This window comes from Pseudodesulfovibrio senegalensis, assembly GCF_008830225.1.
In the GTDB taxonomy this organism is placed as follows: Bacteria; Desulfobacterota; Desulfovibrionia; order Desulfovibrionales; family Desulfovibrionaceae; genus Pseudodesulfovibrio; species Pseudodesulfovibrio senegalensis.
The window spans coordinates 58049-77654 of the sequence record NZ_WAIE01000008.1 but is presented as its reverse complement, the minus strand read 5'-3'; the positions used below and the strand labels follow the sequence as shown (position 1 = coordinate 77654).

Sequence of the window (19606 nt, the reverse complement as noted above, 5' to 3'; positions counted from 1 at the left end):
CCTAATCCAGCCCCCGGAAGGACCCGCCCTTGAGCAGCACCCTGCGCAGCACGGCCTCAAGTTCCTCCTTGTTCACGGGCTTTGACACATAGTCGTCCATGCCGCCCTTCAGGAATTGTTCCTTGTCTCCCTTCATGGCGTGCGCCGTGAGCGCGATGACCGGTTTCGCGGCCATTGCCGGATCGTCGGACGCGCGGATTTCGGCCACGGCCTGCATGCCGTCCATCTGCGGCATCTGGATGTCCATAAGCACGCAATCGAAGTGCTGCTCGCTGAGTTTGTTCAAGGCCTCGAGGCCGTTTTGTGCCCAGACCACGGAGTGGCCCATCTTTTCCAGCAGGCGCTGGGCAGTGATGCGATTGACGCGGTCGTCTTCGGCCAGCAGCAGGGAGAGCTTGGGCAGTTCGGCGGTATTTTCGGGAGTTTCGTCCTCAAGTGAATCGTCCAGCCCTGTCTTCACGTATATGGAGAGGCTGAAGGTGGAGCCCATGCCCACGGTGCTCTTGACCCGTACCTGCCCGCCCATGAGTTCCACAAAGCGGCGCACGATGCCAAGGCCGAGGCCCGTGCCCGGATACTTGCGTGAATAGGAGCCGTCCACCTGTTCAAAGGCCCGGAAAATCAGGTCCAGCTTCTGTTCCGGAATGCCGATGCCGGTATCGGAAACAGAAATGAACAGGCTGCAGTTCCCGGGCTTGTCCTGTTGTCCCAGCGTGTCCGCCTCGATGACGATTTCGCCTTCATTGGTGAATTTGATGGCATTGCCCACCAGATTGAAGAGAATCTGGCGGATGCGCCCCGCGTCGCCGATGAGGTTGTCGTGCGCTTCCGGGTCGACATCCCAGCGGAAGTCGATGCCCTTTTCCTGTGCCTGCACGCTGAATATGGCGTGAATGGATTTGATCAGCTCGCGCAGGGAAAAAGGCTCTTCCTGCAGTTCGATCTTGCCGGCCTCGATTTTTGAAAAGTCCAGCACGTCGTTGATGACACGCAGCAGGTTCTGGCCCGAGGTCATGGCCGTATGCAGGTAGTCGGCCTGTTCCGGGTCCAGCTTGGTGGCGTCCATGAGCTGCAGCATGCCGAAAACGCCGTTGAGCGGGGTGCGGATCTCGTGGCTGACATTGGCCAGGAATTCCCCCTTGGCCTTGCTGGCCGCCTCGGCCGCATCCTTGGCCCGCACCAGTGCCGCTTCGGCCTGCTGGCGCTGCACGGCCAGAGCAAAGAGGTCGGCCAGCGCCGTGACCACGCGCAGGTCCTCATCCGTATAGTCGCGACCCGGATTGGCCAGCGCAATCTGGCCCACCAGCTTTTCCTCGAACATGGCGGGAGCCGAGATGAACTGTTCAAGGGGCACATGCCCCGAGGGCAGGCCGCTGGCCTGTTCGTGATTGGCCGGATCGTTGGTGAAAAAGGCCTTGTGCTCGTTGAGGGCCACGCCCAGCAGGGAGTCGTACTTGCCTCCGTGCCACGGCATCCGTACATGGGCAACGTCCATGCGGCATTGCCCGTCCTCCATCATTTCCGTGAAGGTATGCGGCACGTTTTCCCGGCTGGCCTCGTCAACGGAGGAGACCAATCCGTGGGCACTGCCCGTGATCATCATGGCGTGCTGCCGGACAACGGCCGCAAGGCTTTCCGTGCTGGAGTCCGGTGCGGTCAGTTCGCGGGCTATTTCGGCCTGGGCGAGGTTGACCATGGATTCGCGCATGGCCCGCTGTTCCGCAATGTTGCGGTCGGAAATGTCGCGGGCCAGGGCGTGAATGACGTCGCGCCCCTCAAACGTGATGCGGGAGAGCTGCACTTCCACGGGGACTTCGGTGCCGTCCTTGCGCATGAGCATGGTGTCCAGCTTGCGCGGCGTGTCCGCCCACAGGGTCTTGGGTGCGTTGATCGGCGTCTGCGGATCGATGTCCCAGACGGTCTTGTCCATCAGCTCCTCTTTGGTGTAGCCGAGGATTTCGCACGCCTTGCGGTTGACCAGCAGATAGTGTCCGGAAAAATCGTGGATGAACATGGCGTCTTCGGCCTGTTCGTTCAGGGCCCGGAAACGAGCCTCGCTTTCCGCAAGCATCTCTTCCGCATCCATGATTCGGGTCACGTCACAGAAAAAGCCCACGTAAATGCCCTGGCGGAAATTTACGGCCTGCATCTCGGCATGCAGCATGGTGCCGTCATTTCGCAACAGGCGCAGGCGTTTGCAGAATTGTCGGCCTTTGACCAGATTTTCGAACACCTCCATGAAATCCGCGCGCTCTTCCAGTACGAACAGGTCCACCACGGACATGGTGGCCAGCACGTCTTTCGAATGCCCGGTCATGCGGCACAGTTCCGGGTTGGCCGAGTGCACGTTGCCGAGGTTGTCCATGATCACGATGCCGATGGTCGCGTTTTCGAGGATGGTGGAGAGCTGCTCCCTGCAATAGGCTTTTTGTCTGCGGGTTACGGCGCGTGAGCGCAACAGGTGCAGAATGAGCATGCCGCCAATGACGATGAACGTGAACAGGGCCACGGCCTGAAGCGGCGAACTCTCTGCCTCGGGCCTTGGCGGCGGCAGGTTCAGGATCGTGCTGTTTTTGGGCAGGGAGTTTTGTGCAATGCCGTATTGCACGATCTGATTGTAGTCGAAGATGAAGGTATTGGCATCCTCGCCCGCAACCACGGGGATGGTATCCGCAGGGGTTCCGGCGAGGATCGCCCGTGCCGTTGTGCCCGCGAGTTTGGCCTGATTGAAATGGTCCACGACCTTGCCGCCGAACAGGCCGCTGCCGATGCCGTGTTTCCACAGGTGCAGGATGGGACAATGGCTGGATTCGCGGAGCAGGGACAGGATTTCCGAAAACGTCAGGGCGTTCCCGTCCCTGTCGCGGTAGGCGGAGAGCAGCAGTATCAGGGAATTCTGCGGAAGCGCACGGAGTCCTGCGGCCATTTCCGCATAGGTGATGCGGGCCAGATTGAGGCGTTCGAAGCGGAGCCAGGGAAACAGCCGCGTTGCAGGCAGTATGTTCCTGAAGTCCGCCTTGCCGCTCGGTGTGCCGTCGTAGATGACGGCAATGGTCCGTGCTTCGGGAAAAAGCTGGCGGGCCATGGCAATGGTGGCGCGTTCAGATGTTTTTTCGAGTATGCCTGTGGCGTTGCCCAGGCGGCGTGCCTTTTCTGCCAGGGCCGGATCGTTGACGCCCAGAAATACGATGGGAATGTCGGCGAACAGGGAATTTCGGTGTGCAAGGGCAAAGCTCAGGGCATTGTCGTCCGTGGTCACAAGCACGTCGGGCTTGCCGAGTTTGGCCATCTTGTATTCGAGAGAGGAACGTATGGCTTCATGCCGGGTGGCGTCGTAGAGGCGCTTGCTGTCCATGCTTTCCACGACGAGCCGGATGTTCGAGCCCTTCATGCTTGCCTTGAGCCCTTTCATCTGATCCGGAAACGTAGGGAAGACCGGGCTGTAGGAAACAAGTACCATGATCATCGGCCGCGAGGCCGAGGTTTGAGCTTTCGAGGCTGCGGCCGGTTGGACCGCAAACAACAGAAAGATTGCCAGAAGCAACTGGCGGACCATGGTACTTCGAATACTCATCTGAAAACCATACCCGTGTAACGGCCGCGCAACAATTATATCTGCACGCGGCTCCCGGGTCATGGCCTGAGCTGCGAGAGCAGCATGCCGGCAAGCATGAGCGCGCATCCGATCAGGGCGCGCATTCCGAGTGTCTCATCCAGCATCATCCACCCCCCCAGCGCGGCAAATACGGATTCGAGGCTGAGGATCACGGCCGCGTGGCTCGGGTTGGCGTCGCGCTGGGCCACCACCTGCAGGGTATAGGCCACGCCCACGGACATGATGCCGCCGTAGAGAATGGGTATGCCCGCGTCGAGAATGGACGCAAGGGCGATGTCTTCCGTGAATATGGCCACGCCGAGGCTCAGTGCCGCGCAGACCGCGAACTGGACGCTGGAGAGCCTGACCGCGTCCACCGCATTCATGCCCGGGGAGAGCCAGCCGATGATCAGCACGTGCCCGGCCCAGAACAGGGCGCTGCCCAGCACCAGCATGTCGCCGAAGGCGATGGTCAGGTCGCCGGTCACGGAGAGCAGGTACATGCCCGCGACCGCAAGGGCCGCTCCCGACCATGTGCCGATTCCGGTGCGTTGGCGAACGGCAAGGCCCATGATGGGCACCAGCACCACGTACAGCCCGGTGATGAAGCCGGCCTTGCCTGCCGTGGAAGGCTCCACGCCCCACGAATCCAGCAGGGGCGCGGCCAATCCGAGCTGCTGCAGGGTGGAACCGCCGAACAGGGCCAGCCCCAGCAGCAGGCCGCCCCAGAGCAGTCGGCTTGCGGGTGTCGCGGCAGACCGGAGTTCGCCTTTGTTCATAAATCGTATCAGAGGCAGCAATGCCAGCGCGCCCAGGGCGAAGCGCACGCCGTTGAAGGTCAGGGGGCCCACATGATCCATGCCCACGCGCTGGGCCACAAAGGCCAGCCCCCAGATGGCGGCGGTGAGGAAAAGCAGGATGTCGGCCCGTACCGTGCGTACGTTCATGTCGGTCCTTTTTGCCTGGGAATTCGGGAAAAAGCATGACTGCGGACCGATTTCGGCCGGCCATGTGCACTCCAACCACCGAAAATTGTCCATTTTACATGAAATTTCAACAAAATTCTGCAGCCGTGCACGCGTTGGCGGTAATCGTTGCCTAACCGGGCCGGCCTGCGTATTATGGCGGCCACTCAAGTACAAGGAGCGCGCCATGAAGTACATCATGTTCGAAGATTTCGCAGGACAGCCTGTGCCCGTGATTTTCCCCAATCGCATCGACCACATGGACATGCGCGAACAGATGCCCTATGCCACGGTGCTCGGAGCCGGGTATGTGCAGTTGCGTGACGGAGTGGTTTCCTGCCACGGGGGTTCCAAGGCCATGGGCAAGGAGGCCCGGACCGTGGACGCGGATATCATCCGGGAGAAATTTGAAAACCCGGACCATTGATCGGTGAACGTGTTTTCGTTCTCCGCTGCCGCTGTGCGGTAACGACATGTCAGAGCAAAAGGAAAGGCCGAAGCGATAGCATCGCTCCGGCCTTTTTTATCGTCTTCTGAAAGCGGCTAGTCGTAACGGACAGCGCTGAACTTCATCAGCGATTCCCAGTCGTGGATGGCTTCCACGTACCGGATGGTGCCGGTCTTGCCGCGCATGACCAGCGAGGAGGTCTCGGCGCCGTGGCCCGTGTACTTGACGCCCTTGAGGAAGGTGCCGCCGGAAATGCCGGTGGCCGCGAAGAACAGGTCGTCCGAATCCACGAGATCGCCCACGGTGTACACCCGGCGAATGTCCATGCCCGCCTCGGCCAGCATGTTCTTCTCGTCCTGACGCTGGGGATCCAGCTTGCAGAACATCTCGCCGCCCATGATGCGGATTGCGATGGCCGAGAGCACGCCTTCGGGGGTGCCGCCGGTGCCCATCATCACGTCCACTTCGCTGCGCGGATCAATGGCCATGAGCGAGCCGGTGATGTCACCATCCGTGTGCAGCTGGATGCGTGCGCCCACCTCGCGGATTTCGCTGATGAGTTTTTTGTGGCGCGGCTTGTCCAGCACGAAGACCACCAGGTCGTCCACATCCTTTTCCAGAGCCTTGGCAATGTACTTGAGGTTGTGCTGCACCGGGGCTTCGATGTCCACCACGTTCTTGGCGGCCGAGGGCACCACCAGTTTCTGCATGTAGAAGCTGGGGCCCGGGTCGAACATGGTGCCCTTGGGTGAAACACCCACAACGGAAATGGCGTTGGGGCGGCCGTATGCCAGCAGATTGGTGCCTTCCAGCGGGTCCACGGCAATATCCACGGCCGGACCGCCGTCGGCGCGGCCCAGTTTTTCGCCGTTGTAGAGCATGGGGGCGTCGTCTTTTTCGCCTTCGCCGATCATGACCGTGCCGTCGATATCCAGCGAGTTGAAGCACAGGCGCATGGCGTCGACGGCCGCGCGGTCCGCTTCATTCTTGTCGCCCCTTCCCAGCCAGCGGGCGCAGGCAAGCGCCGCGGATTCGGTTACGCGGACAAGGTCGAGGGCAAGGTTCTTCTGCGGGACTTCCATGAGTCAAACTCCTAGTATTTTTCCCTGATGAGCCGGGCAAAGTTCTCCGGTGTGAAGCCGTACTTTTCGGAGAGCTGGTTGCCGGGCGCGGATTGACCGAAATGGTCCAGACCGAGGACAACGCCGTCGCAACCCACATATTTGTGCCACAGCTCGGTTCTTCCGGCTTCGGCTGCGGCACGGGCGGTGACCTCGGGCGGCAATATTTCCTTCTTATATGATTCAGGCTGGTCGTCAAACAGTTTGAAACTGCAGATGTTGACCACGCGCACCTTGCGCTTGAACAGCTTGGCGGTTTCCAGCGCCAGCGAGACTTCGGAGCCCGAGGCCGCGATGATCAGGTCCGGGGTTCCTTCGCAGTCCTTGATCACGTAGCCGCCCTTGCGCGCGCCGTCGGTCACGGCCGGGTATTCGGCCGGGTCCAGAACCGGCAGTCCCTGACGGGTCAGGAACACGCAGGAAGGGTGCTTGTCCTGCTTGAAGGCGATGTCGAGGCACACGGCGGTTTCCGTGGCGTCGGCCGGGCGCAGGTCGATGACGTCCGGGATCAGGCGCAGGCTGCTCACGTGTTCGATGGGCTGGTGCGTGGGACCGTCCTCGCCCACCCAGAACGAATCGTGGGTGAAGATGTACAAGGAGGGCAGCTCCTGCAGGGCGGACATGCGGATGGCGTTGCGGCAGTAGTCCGCAAAGGTCAGGAACGTGGCGCCGAAGGGAATGACGCCGCCGTGCAGGGCCATGCCGTTCATGATGGCGGCCATGGGGAATTCGCGCACGCCGTAGGCCAGGTTGCGCGCCCCGTATCCGTCGATGCCGAAGTTGCCCACGGTTTCACGGAATTTGGTGGTCTGGTTGGAGGGATCGAGGTCTGCGGAACCGCCCAGCAGGTTGGGCAGCTGGTCCGTGACCTGATTCAGGCATGCGCCCCACGCCTTGCGGGTGGCCATGGTCTCGCCGGGCGTGAATTCGGGCCATTCGATGTCCAGCGCCGAGCGCTTGGTGGTGATCTTGTTCCACAGCGCGGCAAAGTCCTTGTCCGAGGCCAGCTTGGATTCAAGGTTCTTTTTCCAGTCGGCAACCGTGGCGCGCATGGAATCGTAGCGGCTGCGGAAATGGTCCACCACGTCGCCGGGAACGTGGAAGTCCTCGGCGGGCAGGCCCAGCTTTTTCTTGGAGGCCGCGATTTCGTCGGCCTTGAGGGGCGCGCCGTGGGTGTTGTGGTCGCCTTCCATGTTGGCGGTGCCCTTGGCCATGACCGTGTTGCAGACGATCAGGGTGGGCTTGGAGCCTTCGAGCTTGGCATCCTGCACGGCCTTGCGAATCTGGCCGTGGTCGTGGCCGTCGATGTCCAGCACCTGCCAGCACATGCCTTCAAAGACCTTGCGGATGTCGGCGCAGTCCACGCGGTTGGTGGGACCGGCCAGCTGAATCTTGTTGGAGTCGTAGAAGACCACCAGCTTGCCCAGTCCCCAGAGACCGGCCAGCGAGGCCGCGCCCAGGGCGATGGGTTCCTGCAGGTCGCCGTCCGAGCTGAGCACGTAGGTGAAGTGGTCCATGACGTCCGCGCCCAGCTTCTGGCGCAGGAACGCCTCGGCCACGGCAAAGCCCACGGACATGCCGAAGCCCTGTCCCAGCGGGCCGGTGGTGGCTTCCACGCCCGGAGTCAGGTGCACTTCCGGATGGCCCGGAGTCAGGCTGCCCATCTGGCGGAATTCCTTGAGCGCGTCCATGCCCACGAACCCGGTCAGGTGCAGCAGGCTGTAGAGCAGCATGGATTCGTGACCAGCGGAAAGGATGAAGCGGTCGCGGTTGAACCACTGGGCGTCATCCGGGTCGAAATTCAGGAAATCCGAGTACAGAAGCGTTGCGAAGTCTGCGGAGGACATGGCCCCGCCGGGGTGTCCGGAGTTGGCCTTGGCCACCCCGTCCATGATCAGCCCCTTGACCACGGCAACGGTCTTCTGGTCCATCCGGCTATCATCCTTCATGATTAACTATCCCCTTTGCGAATGTCATTTGCTGACGGTTTCGATGAGGTCGATGCGGCGCTTGTGGCGGTCGCCCTCGAACTCGGTTTCAAGATAGGCCTTCACAATGCCCTCGGCCGTTCCGATGCCGATGACGCGTTCTCCCAGACAGAGCACGTTGGCGTCGTTGTGCGCCCGGCACATGCGGGCCATGAATTCGTTGGTGCACACGGCGGCGCGCACACCGGAAAAGCGGTTGGCGGCCATGGACATGCCCAGCCCGGTGCCGCAGATCAGGATGCCCTGTCCCTCGCCGTCCAGAACCCGTTTGGCCACCTTGGCCGCGAATTCGGGATAATCGCAGCTTTCGGCGCGATCCGGTCCCTGATCCAGCACGGTGTAGCCCCAGGATTCAAGGAGGGCCACCAGATGTTTCTTGAGGTTGAAGCCGCCGTGGTCCGAACCGATGATGATGGTCTTGGCCATGTCTGCAATCCTTGCCGTTTCCGGCTATTCGGCGCCCTTGCGGGCTGCCTTGCGTTCCTTGTCGCCCTGCTCGAGCTCCTCCTGGAGGGTGTTGATCTCCTCCTTGAGAAATTTGATCTGCCCGAGGGTGCGTTCCTTTTCCTCTTTGCGGCCGCGCGGCGCTTCCGCGATGCGACCGAGATGCACATATTCCTCTTCGAGCTGCTTTTCAAGCCGCCCGATTTCGAACCTGCGCAACGAGGTCTTGCCCATCCATCGGATTTCGTCAAGCCAGACCTTGAGTCCGAAGATCAGATTGTCGAGTATCCCGTCGGGATGATAGCCGCTCATGAGCCTTCCTCCGTGGTCTTGTGCGTGATCACCCGCCGCGCGTCCAGACGAAAGAGTTCCGTGCCTTCAGGCAGGGGCAGGTCCAGCTTCTGTTCGGGCCATGCGCCCTGTTTGAGCTCGCGGTTCTTGACGCGCAGCACGCCTTTTTCGCCGCTCTCCAGAGCCAGTGAAAGCATGCGAGGCAGGGGTGCTTTCGCGGTCCGGTCGTCGGGATAACGGGAAAAGTCGATGCTCCAGCCCCGTGTAGCATGATTTTTGATCGGGGTCGCCCCCTCCATGCGCACCGGGCGCGCCCAGCCGTCCAGCTTGAGGCGGGTCACCGGCCCCTGGCTGAAAGAGTATTCAAAGCCCGTGGCGGTGCGGACGGCCTCGACCGGAGGATAGGGCAGCAGTTCGGAAAACGAGCCGCCCAGCACAAGGGCGAGGTCGCGCAGGGAAAAGGGAAAGGGCATGCCCAGCCGGGTGGCCCCGATGACCGGGTCCATGTGGGTGTAGGCTGCCTTCTGGTCGGGATAGAATGCGGTCAATCCGCCCCGGTCCTCGCGAATGTGGGCCAGCATGCGTCCCATGCCCGCGGCCACGTCCAGCCGCAGGGGCCGGGAAAAATCGCCCCAGAGCCGGATCAGGGTGCGGTTGCTGCGCTTGGTGGGCTTGACCCGGGTGTAGTACAGGCTGCCCGAGATGAGCACGGATGCGCCAGCCGGAGCGTGACAGTAGCCGTCCCGGAATGTGGTATAGGCGGCGTCCGCGGTGTCCATGCCGGGCCCAAAGGCCTTTTTGGGTGCGCATCCGGCAAACAGGGCCGCGCCCGTGCACAGGGCCACCAAGAGGAGACAGGTGTTGCGTATGCTCATAACGCCTTCAGCTTACGGTTCAGTTTTTCCGGGTCCCCGCCGTGCTTCAGGGCTTTTTCATACCCCTTGCGGGCCTGCTTGATGTTGCCCACGGCCCGGGCGATGTCGCCGTAGTGTTCCCAAATGGTGGGGTCGTGGTCCTCGATGGTCACGGCTTCGCGGATGGTCTGCCATGCCTTTTCGTAATCCTTGCGCTTGTAGTGGACCCAGGCCAGGGAGTCCACGATGTAGCCGTTGCCCGGATCAAGCCGGGCCGCGTTGTTCACCAGCACCAGCGCACGGTCCAGGTCCCTGCCTTGCTCGGCAAGGGAATAGCCCACGAAATTCAGGGCTTCGGGATGGTCCGGGTGCTTGACCAGCAGCTTTTCCATGATTTCCATGGCCTGGGGGCGGCGGTCCATGCCGTCCAGCAGCATGCCCAGTTCATACATCAGGTCGGCGTCGCCGGGGCGTTTTTTCAGTCCGGACTCAAGAACGTCCAGGGCTTCGGATTTGTCCCCGCGCGAGGCCAGCAGCGAGGCCTTGAGAATGTAGAAGCGGCTCTGGTCCGGGAATTTTTTCAACCCTTCGGCAATGGCGTTTTCGGCTTCCTGCTTGCGGCCCATGAGGTTCAGCAACTGGGCGCGGAACTGGAGCGCGCGCGGATAGTGTTTGTTGTCCGGGGCCACCTTTTCCAGAAAACCCAGTGCCTTGGCCGGGTCGGCTTCGCCCTCGTTGGCGATGACCGCCTTGTAGAACCAGTATTCGGCCGGGATGGGTTTGCGTCCGGCCAGCACGTCCAGCATGGTGGACGCCTGTGCGTAAAAGCCTTCGGCCATGAAGCTGTTGACCGCGTCCAGCAGGAAGGATTTCGTTTTGGGGCCTTCCATGGCAAGGGACAGGGCCTTGTCCAGATTGTTCAGCTTGACGTTGATGTCCACGAGGCGCAGCCGGACTTCCGGGCCGCCGTCCACTTCCAGCAGACGCTCGTAGGTTTTTTCCGCCAAGGTGTACTGGCGGGTCAGCTCATACTGGTAGGCCAGCTCGGCCAGTCCTTCCACGAAGTCGGGATAGCGCTTGATGGCCTTCTTGAGATTGTCGATGGCCTTTTCCCGGTCGCCCAGCTTGCCCAGCGCGCGGGAGCGGTAATAGTAGGTTTCGGCCGTGCTCTTGCTTTCGGGTATGGTGTTGAGCTGGTCCAGCCCGTCCGCGTAATTGCCCGCCTCCACGAGCATCTGGCCGTAGCGTTCCCGGGCTTCCATGTCGTCGGGGTGTTCCCCGAGGTAGTCGTTCATGATGGACGCGGCCCGGGCAGTCTTGCCTTCCATGAGCCATGAGTTGGCCAGATACATGGTCATGATCCGGTCGCCCGGATATTTTTTCAGCCCTTCGGTGAGAATCTCGCGGGATTTGCGGCCGTATTGCGCTTCGGTCCAGTACAGGGCGGCCTTGTCCCGGTAGAGCTGGGCCGAGGGGGCGTCGGCCATGACCCGGTCCAGTGCCTCGATGGTGCGCAGGCGCAGGTCGTCTATCTGCTCCTGGGTCATGGTGCCCGGCACCTGCAGCGCCTTGTTCAGGCGGCCTGCAAGATCCTGGTACACGAGATAGTTGTACGTGGTCTCGGCACGGGGCGAGATGGATACTGACCCGGTAGCCGGGGGGGTGCGCACGGACTGCACGCAGCCGGAGGCGGTCAGGCCCAGCAGGACCAGCAGGCAGAACCCGGTCATGGAGTGTCGTGCACGGTAACGTTGTGAATGTAGCACTAGGCGTCTTCCTCGATCCAGTCCCTGGAAAAGTCCTGCACCTGATCCGTGAGGTGTTCGCGAATCTTTTTGAGCAGCCGGGCTTCGATCTGACGCACGCGTTCGCGGGTCACGCCGAACTGTTCCCCGATTTCGCGGAGGGTCACGGGGTCTTCGGAAAGCAGGCGGTCATTGAGGATGACCACTTCCTTTTCGTTGAGCAGGGGCTCGATGGTCTTGAGGTTGTCGATGAGCAGGCCGGTTATCTCGTCGTTGGCCAGCTTTTCCTCCACACCCGGGTCCAGCGCGGGCAGAAAATCCATGCGTGTGGCATCGGAATTTTCGCCCACGGGCTGGCTAAGCGACATGTCGTTCTTGGAGAGCCGTTGGTCCATCTCCTCAATGTCCGCCTGCGAGACGTTCAGGTTTTCGGAGAGCACTTCGGTGGTGGGGTCGAATCCCTGTGTCAGCAGGCGCTGGCGTTCCTTGTTCAGGTTGTAGAACAGCTTGCGCTGGGTCTGGGTGGTGCCGATCTTGACCAGCCGCCAGTTGTCCATGATGAACTTCAGGATATAGGCCTTGATCCAGAACGCCGCATAATAGGAAAACTTGATGCCTTTTTCCGGGTCGAACTTCTGCACGGCCTTCATCAGGCCCACGTTGCCCTCCTGGATCAGGTCCAGCGCGTTCTGCATCCAGCGCCGCTGGAAGTCCATGGCGATCTTGACCACCAGCCGCAAATGCGACGACACCAGCCGAAAGGCCGCGTCCTGGTCGTTCTTTTCGCGTACGCGCACGGCCAGCCGGTATTCCTCGTCCGGTTCCAGCATGGGAAAGCGCGCGATCTCCTTGAGGTACAGCTGCAACGGGTCGCGCAGACCCACTTCCGAGCCCTTGAGCTCAAAAGGCGCAGGCAGGGTGTCGGATGACTTCTCCGCCAGTTCCGTGGAGGCGTCGCCATCCACGATTTCGGGGATGCGCGCCGTTTTTTGGTCTTGTTTCTTTTTGGATTTCATTATGGAAAGTTATTTGAACGACGCCCTTGGACGCCGGGGGATTTTTCTCATTGTGTTACCAGTGTACAAGACTATAATTTTTATCCGCGTTTTTCAATGCTTTTCGGTCCGTCTGCCAAGCGGTCCGGTTTTGCGGGGCGCGCGTCCCCCGGACTTGATTTTTTTATGGCCCCGGACTACATCAAGCAATCTTGATATATTTGCAGGGTCGCGCCGTACGCAACAGCGGCAGCCCGCTCACACCCGGAGGAACCAGTGCCTGACTTCAGAAGCATACTCAAGGACGACAACATATATTTTTATGACGGGGGGTACGGCACCCTGCTCATGGAGCGCGGCCTGCCCGCGGGTCTTTCCCCGGAACTGTGGGGCATGGAGCAGCCCGATGTGATCGCCTCGGCCTACCGCGACTACGTGGAGGCGGGTGCCGACGTGATCACCACCAACACATTCGGCGGTTCCGGGCCCAAGCTCGGGCTGAACGTGGATGTTTTCGAGCTGAACCGGCGCATGGTGGCGCTGGCGCGAAAGGTGGCGGACGGCCGCGCGTTTGTGGCCGCGTCCATCGGTCCCACCGGCAAGTTCGTGGAGCCGCTGGGCGATTTGAGCTTCCGGGAGCTGGTGAATATTTTCAAGGAGCAGATCAAGGGCTGCGTTGCGGGCGGGGCCGACCTGATCATGGGCGAGACCCATTTCGACCTGGCCGAGGCCAAGGCCGTGGTGGTGGCCGCCCGCGAGGTCTGCGACCTGCCGGTGGCCGTGTCCATGACCTTCGAGGGCGAGGCCTGCCTGACCGGCACAAGCCCGCTGACCTTTGTGGATACCATGCAGAACATGGGCGTGGAGCTCATCGGCACCAACTGTTCGGCCGGTCCCGAACAGATGCGCGACACCCTTGCGTCATGGTCCTCGCGCCTGAACACGCCCACCTTTGCCGAGGCCAACGCGGGCCTGCCCGAACTGGACGACGAGGGCAACACCGTGTTCCGGCTCGCGCCCGAACCGTTTGCCGAACAGGCCGTGCGCCTGCTGGACGTGGGCGCCAAGTTCGTGGGCGGCTGCTGCGGCACCACGCCCGAGCATATCCGCCTTTTGCGCGGCATGGCCCAAGGCCGCAAATGGAAACGCCCCGAACCCGAAGACACGGCCCAGACCGTGTTGACTTCCCGCTCCCTGAGCGTGCCCGTGGGATTCGACCATCGCGGCGTGATCATCGGCGAGCGCATCAACCCCACGGGCAAGAAGCAGCTCACTGCCGAGTTGCAGGAAGGCCAATTCGCCGAGGCCCTGCGTTTTGCCGAGGAGCAGCTGGAGCAGGGCGCTCCGGTGCTGGACGTGAACGTGGGCGCCCCGCTGGTGGACGAGGCCGCACTGCTGCCCGAACTGGTCAAGACCCTTGTGTCGCGCTTCCCCTGCCCCCTGTCCATCGACTCCAACGATTCCGACGCGGTGGAGGCCGGGCTGTGGAACTATCCGGGGTCGCCGCTGGTCAACTCCATTTCCGGCGAGCCGGGCAAGATGGAACGGCTCGGCCCGGTGTGCAAGAAGTTCGGTGCGCCGTTCATCCTGCTGCCCATTCAGGGCAAGAAACTGCCGGTCACGTCCGCCGAGCGCATCGCCGTGATCGAGGAGCTGCTGGGTCAGGCCCTTGCGCTGGGCATCCCGCGTCGTCTTGTGGTGGTGGACTGTCTGGCCCTGACCGTTTCCTCCAAGCCCGAGGCCGCGAAACATTTTCTCGAAACCGTGCGCCACTGCAAGGAACAGCTCGGGCTGGCCACCACCGTGGGCCTGTCCAACGTCTCCTTCGGGCTGCCCGCGCGTGAACTGCTCAACTCCACGTTCATGGCCATGGCCATGACGTCGGGCCTGACCTCGTTCATTTCCAACCCCAATTCCCAGCGCTTGCAGGAGACCCTGCACAGCGTGGAGGTGTTGCTGAACCGCGACCCGCAGGCCGAGCGCTATATCAACCGCTATGCGGACTGGACTCCGGGCAGCGCGTCCGGCGCGGCCACCGGCTCCGGCCCGGCGTCGGGCTCGGACAAGGCCCCGGCCACGGATGACGGTGCACAGGGCGCGTCATTGCTTTCCGCCGTTGTTTCGGGCAACCGCGAAGGCGTGGTCGCACTGGTGGAGGCCGAGCTGGAAAAGGGCGTGGAGGCCATGAACATCGTCAACGACATGCTCATTCCCGGCATCCTCGAAGTGGGTGAAAAGTATGACCGCAAGGAATACTTCCTGCCCCAGCTTTTGCGCTCCGCCGAGACCATGCAGACCGCATTCGGCCGGTTGCAGCCGTTGCTGGACGCCTCCGAAGGGGGCAAGGACAAGCCCGTGGTGGTCATGGCCACGGTGGAGGGCGACATCCACGACATCGGCAAGAACATCGTCTGCCTCATGCTCAAGAACTACGGCTTTGACGTGGTGGATCTGGGCAAGGACGTGTCCGCCGAGCGCATCGTGGACGCGGCCGAGGAACACGGCGCGAGCATCATCGGGCTTTCCGCGCTCATGACCACCACCATGGTGCGCATGGAAGACACGGTCAACATGGTCCGGGAACGGGGCATGGACACCAAGGTCATGATCGGCGGGGCCGTTGTCACGGACAAGTTCTGTACCTCCATCGGCGCGGACGGCTGGTCCACGGACGCCATGGAGGCCGTGAAGCTGGCCCAGCGTCTGGTTCAGTGATTCCGCGGGGAACTGCTTCAAATCCGGTGAAAAGACTGCTATAGCACGCGCAGAAACCATCGAGGTGCTCATGAAGAAGTTCCGTCTGTATACAACGGCCGCCGTGATTCTGGCGGCCATGATTTTCCTGTTCGCAGCCTGCTCGTCCGCAAAGACCGAGGCGGGCTATCCGTCCCTGGATTCCGCCGGGTTTGATGCCCTGCTTGAACAGAGCAGGGGCAAGCCCCTCGTGCTCTGTTTCTGGACCACGTGGTGCCCGGCCTGCCGCGAAGAAATTCCCGAGTTGGGCCTTTCCGCTGCCGACTACGGGGACAAGGTCGTGTTTGCGGCCGTTTCCATGGACGAAAAGCGCGAGGCCGTGGAAAAATTCTTTGCCAAAGAAAAGCCCGGCGTGCCCGTGTATATGGGCGACCAGACCTTGGCTTCCCGTTTCAAGGTCTCGGCCATTCCGCACCTGGTGGTCTTCAACGGTCAGGGCGAGGTCACCTTCAGCCGGGCCGGACTGTTTCCCCGGAGCATGCTGGCCATGCTCCTGAACAAGATTCTGGAGAAATAGGTGCCGACCCCCCTCATTCGCAAGGCCCGGATCGAAGATGTGCGGGCCATCCATTCGCTGCTCATGCGCAGGGATCATGAGGCGTTGGTCCTGCCCCGTTCCATCAGCCAGCTGTATTCGCACCTGCGCGACTTTTTCGTTGCCGAACAGGACGGCGAGGTCGTGGCCTGCGTGGCCCTTTCCATCACATGGGAAGACCTGGCCGAAATCCGTTCGCTGGTGGTGGCCCCGGAGCTGCGCAAGGCCGGGCTGGGCCGGACCATTGTGGAAACGGCCCTGAGCGAGGCCGTGACTCTGGGCATCCCGACTGTTTTTACCCTGACCGAAGTCCCGGGCTTTTTTGCCAAGGTGGGCTTTGAGCAGACCGAAAAGGAACGTCTGAACCAGAAGATTTGGTCAGACTGTCTCAACTGTCCCCGGTTTCCTGACCACTGTAATGAAGTGGCCATGACCTTTCGTTTTTAATTCCAAACCCGGCAGGACCTTATGGCCCACAAACTGACACCGTTCATCTCGGCAGAGGAAATCCGCAATCGCGTCAATGAAATGGGGGGCGAAATCGCCCGCGCCTATGACGATGACGCTCCGCTCATCTGTGTTTGCGTGCTCAAGGGCGCTTTTTTGTTCTTTTCGGACCTGATCCGGTCCATAGACAGGGAAGTGCAGGTGGATTTCGTGCGGCTTGCCAGCTATGGTGCAGCCACGGCCCGAGGGGAAGACATTGTTTTTTCCAAGGACATGGAAGTGTCGGTGGACGGAAAACACGTGCTCATCATTGAAGACATCGTGGATACCGGCCATTCCATGGATTTCCTTTTGCACGTGTTGAAAAAGAGAAATCCCAAGAGTTTGAAAATTTGCGCGCTTATTGATAAACATGAGCGTCGGGAAATCGACGTCACCGTGGATTTTCCGGGCTTTGACATTCCCTCGGGTTTCATCGTTGGCTATGGCCTCGATTACGCCGAACGTTACCGGGAACTGGACGCCATCTACGAGCTGGCCACGGATTCCGGGGAATAACCTGCGGACAACACTGGAGATCGCCCAATGATTGTTACGTGTTCAAATTGCCAGACCAAATACAATCTGCCCGAAGACAAGATTGCCCCGGGCGGTTCCAAGGTGAAGTGCTCGCGTTGCGGGCACATGTTCAAGGTGAATCCTCCCTCGGCGCAGGTCGAGGAGGAAGTGGAGGCCCTGCTGGAGCAGGAAGCCCCCGTGGAAAAGCCGGAATCCGATTCCGAGTTCGACGCGGCCTTTGACCAGGCCAAGGCCGAACAGGAAACCGAGGCGGCTTCCCCGGAGCTGGATACCGAAGAACCGTTTGCCGGTGGCGAGGAAGAGTCCTCGGGCGTGGACGCGCCGCCCGAAGATGATTTCAGCGACCTGTTCGACGATCAGGACGGCGAAGCTGCCGAGCCTGCCTCCGAACCCGACGAAACCCTGTTCGAGGGTGGCGAGGAAGAACTCTTCGGCGACGAACCGCCCAAGGATAGCCGCAGCGAGGACTCCGCGGACGGGCTGGACGAGGTGGACGACCTTTTCGGCGACGATGAACCCGAAGCCCAAGAGCCTGCCGGCGACGACGCCGACATGGGCGGCCTGTTCGACGAAGAGGCCGAGGCCGAATCCGAAGCCGGGGATGAGGATCTTTTTGCCGACGACGATGAGGACGGGGACGAGGAAGAGGACGAATCCCTCTTTGAACAGAGCCTCGATCTGGACGAAAAGCCCAAGCGCAGCCTGACCGGCATCATCATTCTGCTGGCGTTCGTGCTGCTCATCGGCGGGGGCGTGTATTTCAAGGCCTGGACCCTCGTGGGTATCGACCTTGGCTCCTATTTCCAGAACGTGCCCTATGTGGGCAGCTGGTTTGCGGACGAGGCCGGACAGGACGTGGAACCGGGCGAGTCCCCGGAGCAGCGCGTGAACAAGATCGAGCTCAAGAACGTGCGCCAGTTCTACGCCAAGAACGAAAAGGCGGGCGTGCTGTTCGTGATTCAGGGAACCGCGGTCAACAACTTTGCCACGCCCAAGGAACGCATCGAGGTGCAGGCCCAGCTGTTCGATGCCCAGTCCAAGGTGGTGGCCTCGCAGCAGATGCTCTGCGGCAACGTGCTGTCCATGTTCCAGTTGCAGGTGCAGAGCCGCAAGGAGATCGAGGACGGCCTCAAGTCCGAGGTGGGCATCCTTTCCAACAACACCTTCCTGCGGCCCGGCGCTTCCACGCCGTTCATGTTCGTGTTTTTCGAGCAGCCCGTGAACGACATCAAGGAGTTCGGGGTCAAGGTGGTGGACGCCAAGACGCCCAAATAGGCGCATTGTACATTGAACAACCGGGGCTGTCGGCGCATGTCGGCAGCCCTTTTTCATTGTCGCCAAGGGGTTTGTTGCAAGTGGCGGCATGCACGGTCTATACTGGCGCATGACGGGAGGAAGCATGAGGGACGCAAAACGGAATCTGTCCGTACAGGTGGTCATGGCCGATGATTTCGAGCGGGAGCGCATTGCCGCGTTGCTGGCCCGCGTGGCCGGGACCGTTCGCGAGGCGCGCGACGGGCGCGAAGGGCTGCGCCTTTGGCGCGAACACCGGCCGGACATGGTGCTGACGGACATGGTCCTGCCCGTGCTGGACGGGCCGGACATGATCGCGGCCATCCGTGAAGACGACGAGGACGTTCCCGTGCTCGTGGCCTATGATCTTTACAATCCCAAGGTGCTGCTCAAGGCCGTGGAAATGAACATCGACGCGTTTTTGCGCATGCCCGTGCGTGACAAGCGGTTGCTGGAGGCCGTGCGGCGGTGCGCGCGCACCGTGTTCATGCGCAAAAAGCTGGAAAAAAGCGACACCATGCTCTGGAACCTGCTGGATGTTTTTCCGGGCATGGCCCTGCTGGAGCACGACGGACGGACCGTTTACGCCAACCGCAAGCTGGCCGCGTATCTGGGGTTTGATTCCCATCGGCATATGCACGCCGCCGGAGCATCGCTGGGCGGCAACATCGTGGAGATCAACGGTGAACCGTATCAGGGTGGCGACAGCGGCTGGGTGCGCACGGTGGTGGACGACCAGCTGGACCGGGATCAGGTGTTGCGCATCAAGGGCCGGGGCAACCCCTCGGGCGTGCCGGGCGTGTTCACCGTGACCCACTCTCCGTTTCCCAACAGCCGCCTGCGGCTTTTTTCCTTTCAGGATATCAGCGAACTGGAGGATGAGCGCGCCATGCTGCAGGACGAGGCATCCACCGACCCGTTGACCCAGGCCCTGAACCGTCGCAGCTTTTTGCGTCTGCTGGATGCCGAACTGGCTGCGGGCCATGCTCCCGGGCTGGTCATGTTCGACATCGACCATTTCAAATCCATCAACGACGAGTATGGTCATGACGTGGGCGATGCCGTGCTGCGCGAGATTTCCGCGCTGGTGCGCGACAACATCCGCGAAACCGACCGGCTTGCGCGCTGGGGCGGCGAGGAGTTCATGGTGCTTTCCCCGGGATCGTCCATGCAGCGCACCGCGCAGGTGGCCGAGCGGTTGCGCCGGGCCGTGGAATCCTTTTCATTCACCGGCGTGCCCCGGCCCGTGACCTCCAGCTTCGGGGCGGCTGTTGCCGCAGGAAGCGAAGACCGCGAGGCGTTCGTCAAGCGTGTGGACATGGCCCTGTATCAAGCCAAGGAAGGCGGCCGAAATCGCGTGGTGCAAGGCTAAGCGGTGAAGAATTTTGGCGAGCGGCCCGATCGGCAAAGCCGACCGGGCCGCTGTTGGTTGCAGTGGGGGGATTTAAATCGAAAGAAAAAAAGATTTCGGTTTTTGAGTTGGCAGGAGCTCGACGAAGCGTTATGCCTCGCAACCTGTTTCGTATTTGAAGAATGCAAAACCGAATAGGGT

16 protein-coding genes are annotated in these 19606 nt (G+C 61.5%); 7 read left to right on the top strand and 9 right to left on the bottom strand.

Going from position 1 to position 19606, the window contains the following annotated elements; translation table 11 throughout:
• Position 1: 1 nt before the first annotated feature.
• Positions 2–3574 carry a PAS domain S-box protein gene (locus F8A88_RS14485; protein ID WP_161598438.1) on the bottom strand — a complete coding sequence of 1191 codons (3573 nt, stop codon included), beginning with the start codon at positions 3572–3574 and terminating at the stop codon, positions 2–4.
• Positions 3575–3633: 59 nt separating this feature from the next.
• Positions 3634–4542 (bottom strand): DMT family transporter, encoded by a 909-nt coding sequence (locus tag F8A88_RS14480; protein WP_151151893.1) that lies wholly within the window; start codon positions 4540–4542, stop codon positions 3634–3636.
• Positions 4543–4747: 205 nt separating this feature from the next.
• Between F8A88_RS14480 and F8A88_RS14475 the strand changes: the two genes are divergently transcribed.
• Entirely contained in the window at positions 4748–4987 is a 240-nt protein-coding gene (locus tag F8A88_RS14475; protein WP_151151892.1) for a hypothetical protein, read from the top strand.
• Positions 4988–5103: 116 nt separating this feature from the next.
• Here F8A88_RS14475 and glpX read toward each other — a convergent pair whose 3' ends face one another.
• Genes glpX through F8A88_RS14440 form a run of 7 tightly spaced genes read right to left on the bottom strand, consistent with a single transcriptional unit; the run spans position 5104 to position 12467 of the window.
• Positions 5104–6090, bottom strand: coding sequence for a class II fructose-bisphosphatase (gene glpX, locus F8A88_RS14470; protein ID WP_151151891.1), 987 nt, complete (start codon positions 6088–6090; stop codon positions 5104–5106).
• 11 nt (positions 6091–6101) lie between these two features.
• On the bottom strand, positions 6102–8078 hold the full coding sequence (gene tkt, locus F8A88_RS14465) for a transketolase (RefSeq protein ID WP_151151890.1): 1977 nt from the start codon (positions 8076–8078) through the stop codon (positions 6102–6104).
• Positions 8079–8102: 24 nt separating this feature from the next.
• Complete coding sequence (rpiB, locus tag F8A88_RS14460) at positions 8103–8543, bottom strand: ribose 5-phosphate isomerase B (RefSeq protein ID WP_151151889.1); 441 nt, start codon at positions 8541–8543, stop codon at positions 8103–8105.
• A gap of 24 nt (positions 8544–8567) precedes the next feature.
• Complete coding sequence (locus tag F8A88_RS14455) at positions 8568–8873, bottom strand: hypothetical protein (RefSeq protein WP_151151888.1); 306 nt, start codon at positions 8871–8873, stop codon at positions 8568–8570.
• On the bottom strand, positions 8870–9727 hold the full coding sequence (locus tag F8A88_RS14450) for a hypothetical protein (RefSeq protein WP_151151887.1): 858 nt from the start codon (positions 9725–9727) through the stop codon (positions 8870–8872). The genes F8A88_RS14455 and F8A88_RS14450 overlap by 4 nt, the downstream gene beginning before the upstream one ends.
• On the bottom strand, positions 9724–11436 hold the full coding sequence (locus F8A88_RS14445) for a tetratricopeptide repeat protein (RefSeq protein WP_151151886.1): 1713 nt from the start codon (positions 11434–11436) through the stop codon (positions 9724–9726). Before F8A88_RS14445 ends, F8A88_RS14450 begins: the two co-directional genes overlap by 4 nt.
• Before the next feature lie 35 nt (positions 11437–11471).
• Positions 11472–12467, bottom strand: a complete 996-nt coding sequence (locus F8A88_RS14440) for a sigma-70 family RNA polymerase sigma factor (RefSeq protein ID WP_151151885.1) — start codon at positions 12465–12467, stop codon at positions 11472–11474.
• Between the two features lie 255 nt (positions 12468–12722).
• On the opposite strand from F8A88_RS14440, the gene F8A88_RS14435 reads away from it, so the two are divergent.
• The 6 genes from F8A88_RS14435 (at position 12723) to F8A88_RS14410 (ending at position 19426) form a co-directional block, all read left to right on the top strand.
• On the top strand, positions 12723–15161 hold the full coding sequence (locus F8A88_RS14435) for a homocysteine S-methyltransferase family protein (RefSeq protein ID WP_151151884.1): 2439 nt from the start codon (positions 12723–12725) through the stop codon (positions 15159–15161).
• A 70-nt stretch (positions 15162–15231) separates the two neighbouring features.
• On the top strand, positions 15232–15717 hold the full coding sequence (locus F8A88_RS14430) for a TlpA family protein disulfide reductase (protein WP_151151883.1): 486 nt from the start codon (positions 15232–15234) through the stop codon (positions 15715–15717).
• Positions 15718–16182, top strand: coding sequence for an N-acetyltransferase (locus F8A88_RS14425; protein WP_151151882.1), 465 nt, complete (start codon positions 15718–15720; stop codon positions 16180–16182).
• Positions 16183–16203: 21 nt separating this feature from the next.
• Entirely contained in the window at positions 16204–16740 is a 537-nt protein-coding gene (gene hpt / locus F8A88_RS14420) for a hypoxanthine phosphoribosyltransferase (protein WP_151151881.1), read from the top strand.
• A gap of 27 nt (positions 16741–16767) precedes the next feature.
• Positions 16768–18036 (top strand): DUF3426 domain-containing protein, encoded by a 1269-nt coding sequence (locus tag F8A88_RS14415; protein WP_151151880.1) that lies wholly within the window; start codon positions 16768–16770, stop codon positions 18034–18036.
• A gap of 124 nt (positions 18037–18160) precedes the next feature.
• Positions 18161–19426, top strand: a complete 1266-nt coding sequence (locus F8A88_RS14410) for a GGDEF domain-containing response regulator (RefSeq protein WP_161598437.1) — start codon at positions 18161–18163, stop codon at positions 19424–19426.
• Positions 19427–19606 lie beyond the last annotated feature (180 nt).

Excerpts from the sequence above, each read along its gene's own strand:
- F8A88_RS14450 (WP_151151887.1), bottom strand. The coding sequence starts at position 9,727 with ATGAGCATACGCAACACCTGTCTCCTCTTGGTGGCCCTGTGCACGGGC.
- rpiB (WP_151151889.1), bottom strand. The coding sequence starts at position 8,543 with ATGGCCAAGACCATCATCATCGGTTCGGACCACGGCGGCTTCAACCTC.
- F8A88_RS14455 (WP_151151888.1), bottom strand. The coding sequence starts at position 8,873 with ATGAGCGGCTATCATCCCGACGGGATACTCGACAATCTGATCTTCGGA.
- F8A88_RS14440 (WP_151151885.1), bottom strand. The coding sequence starts at position 12,467 with ATGAAATCCAAAAAGAAACAAGACCAAAAAACGGCGCGCATCCCCGAA.
- F8A88_RS14430 (WP_151151883.1), top strand. The coding sequence starts at position 15,232 with ATGAAGAAGTTCCGTCTGTATACAACGGCCGCCGTGATTCTGGCGGCC.
- F8A88_RS14475 (WP_151151892.1), top strand. The coding sequence starts at position 4,748 with ATGAAGTACATCATGTTCGAAGATTTCGCAGGACAGCCTGTGCCCGTG.
- F8A88_RS14410 (WP_161598437.1), top strand. The coding sequence starts at position 18,161 with ATGAGGGACGCAAAACGGAATCTGTCCGTACAGGTGGTCATGGCCGAT.
- F8A88_RS14445 (WP_151151886.1), bottom strand. The coding sequence starts at position 11,436 with ATGACCGGGTTCTGCCTGCTGGTCCTGCTGGGCCTGACCGCCTCCGGC.
- glpX (WP_151151891.1), bottom strand. The coding sequence starts at position 6,090 with ATGGAAGTCCCGCAGAAGAACCTTGCCCTCGACCTTGTCCGCGTAACC.
- tkt (WP_151151890.1), bottom strand. The coding sequence starts at position 8,078 with ATGAAGGATGATAGCCGGATGGACCAGAAGACCGTTGCCGTGGTCAAG.
- F8A88_RS14485 (WP_161598438.1), bottom strand. The coding sequence starts at position 3,574 with ATGAGTATTCGAAGTACCATGGTCCGCCAGTTGCTTCTGGCAATCTTT.
- hpt (WP_151151881.1), top strand. The coding sequence starts at position 16,204 with ATGGCCCACAAACTGACACCGTTCATCTCGGCAGAGGAAATCCGCAAT.
- F8A88_RS14480 (WP_151151893.1), bottom strand. The coding sequence starts at position 4,542 with ATGAACGTACGCACGGTACGGGCCGACATCCTGCTTTTCCTCACCGCC.
- F8A88_RS14415 (WP_151151880.1), top strand. The coding sequence starts at position 16,768 with ATGATTGTTACGTGTTCAAATTGCCAGACCAAATACAATCTGCCCGAA.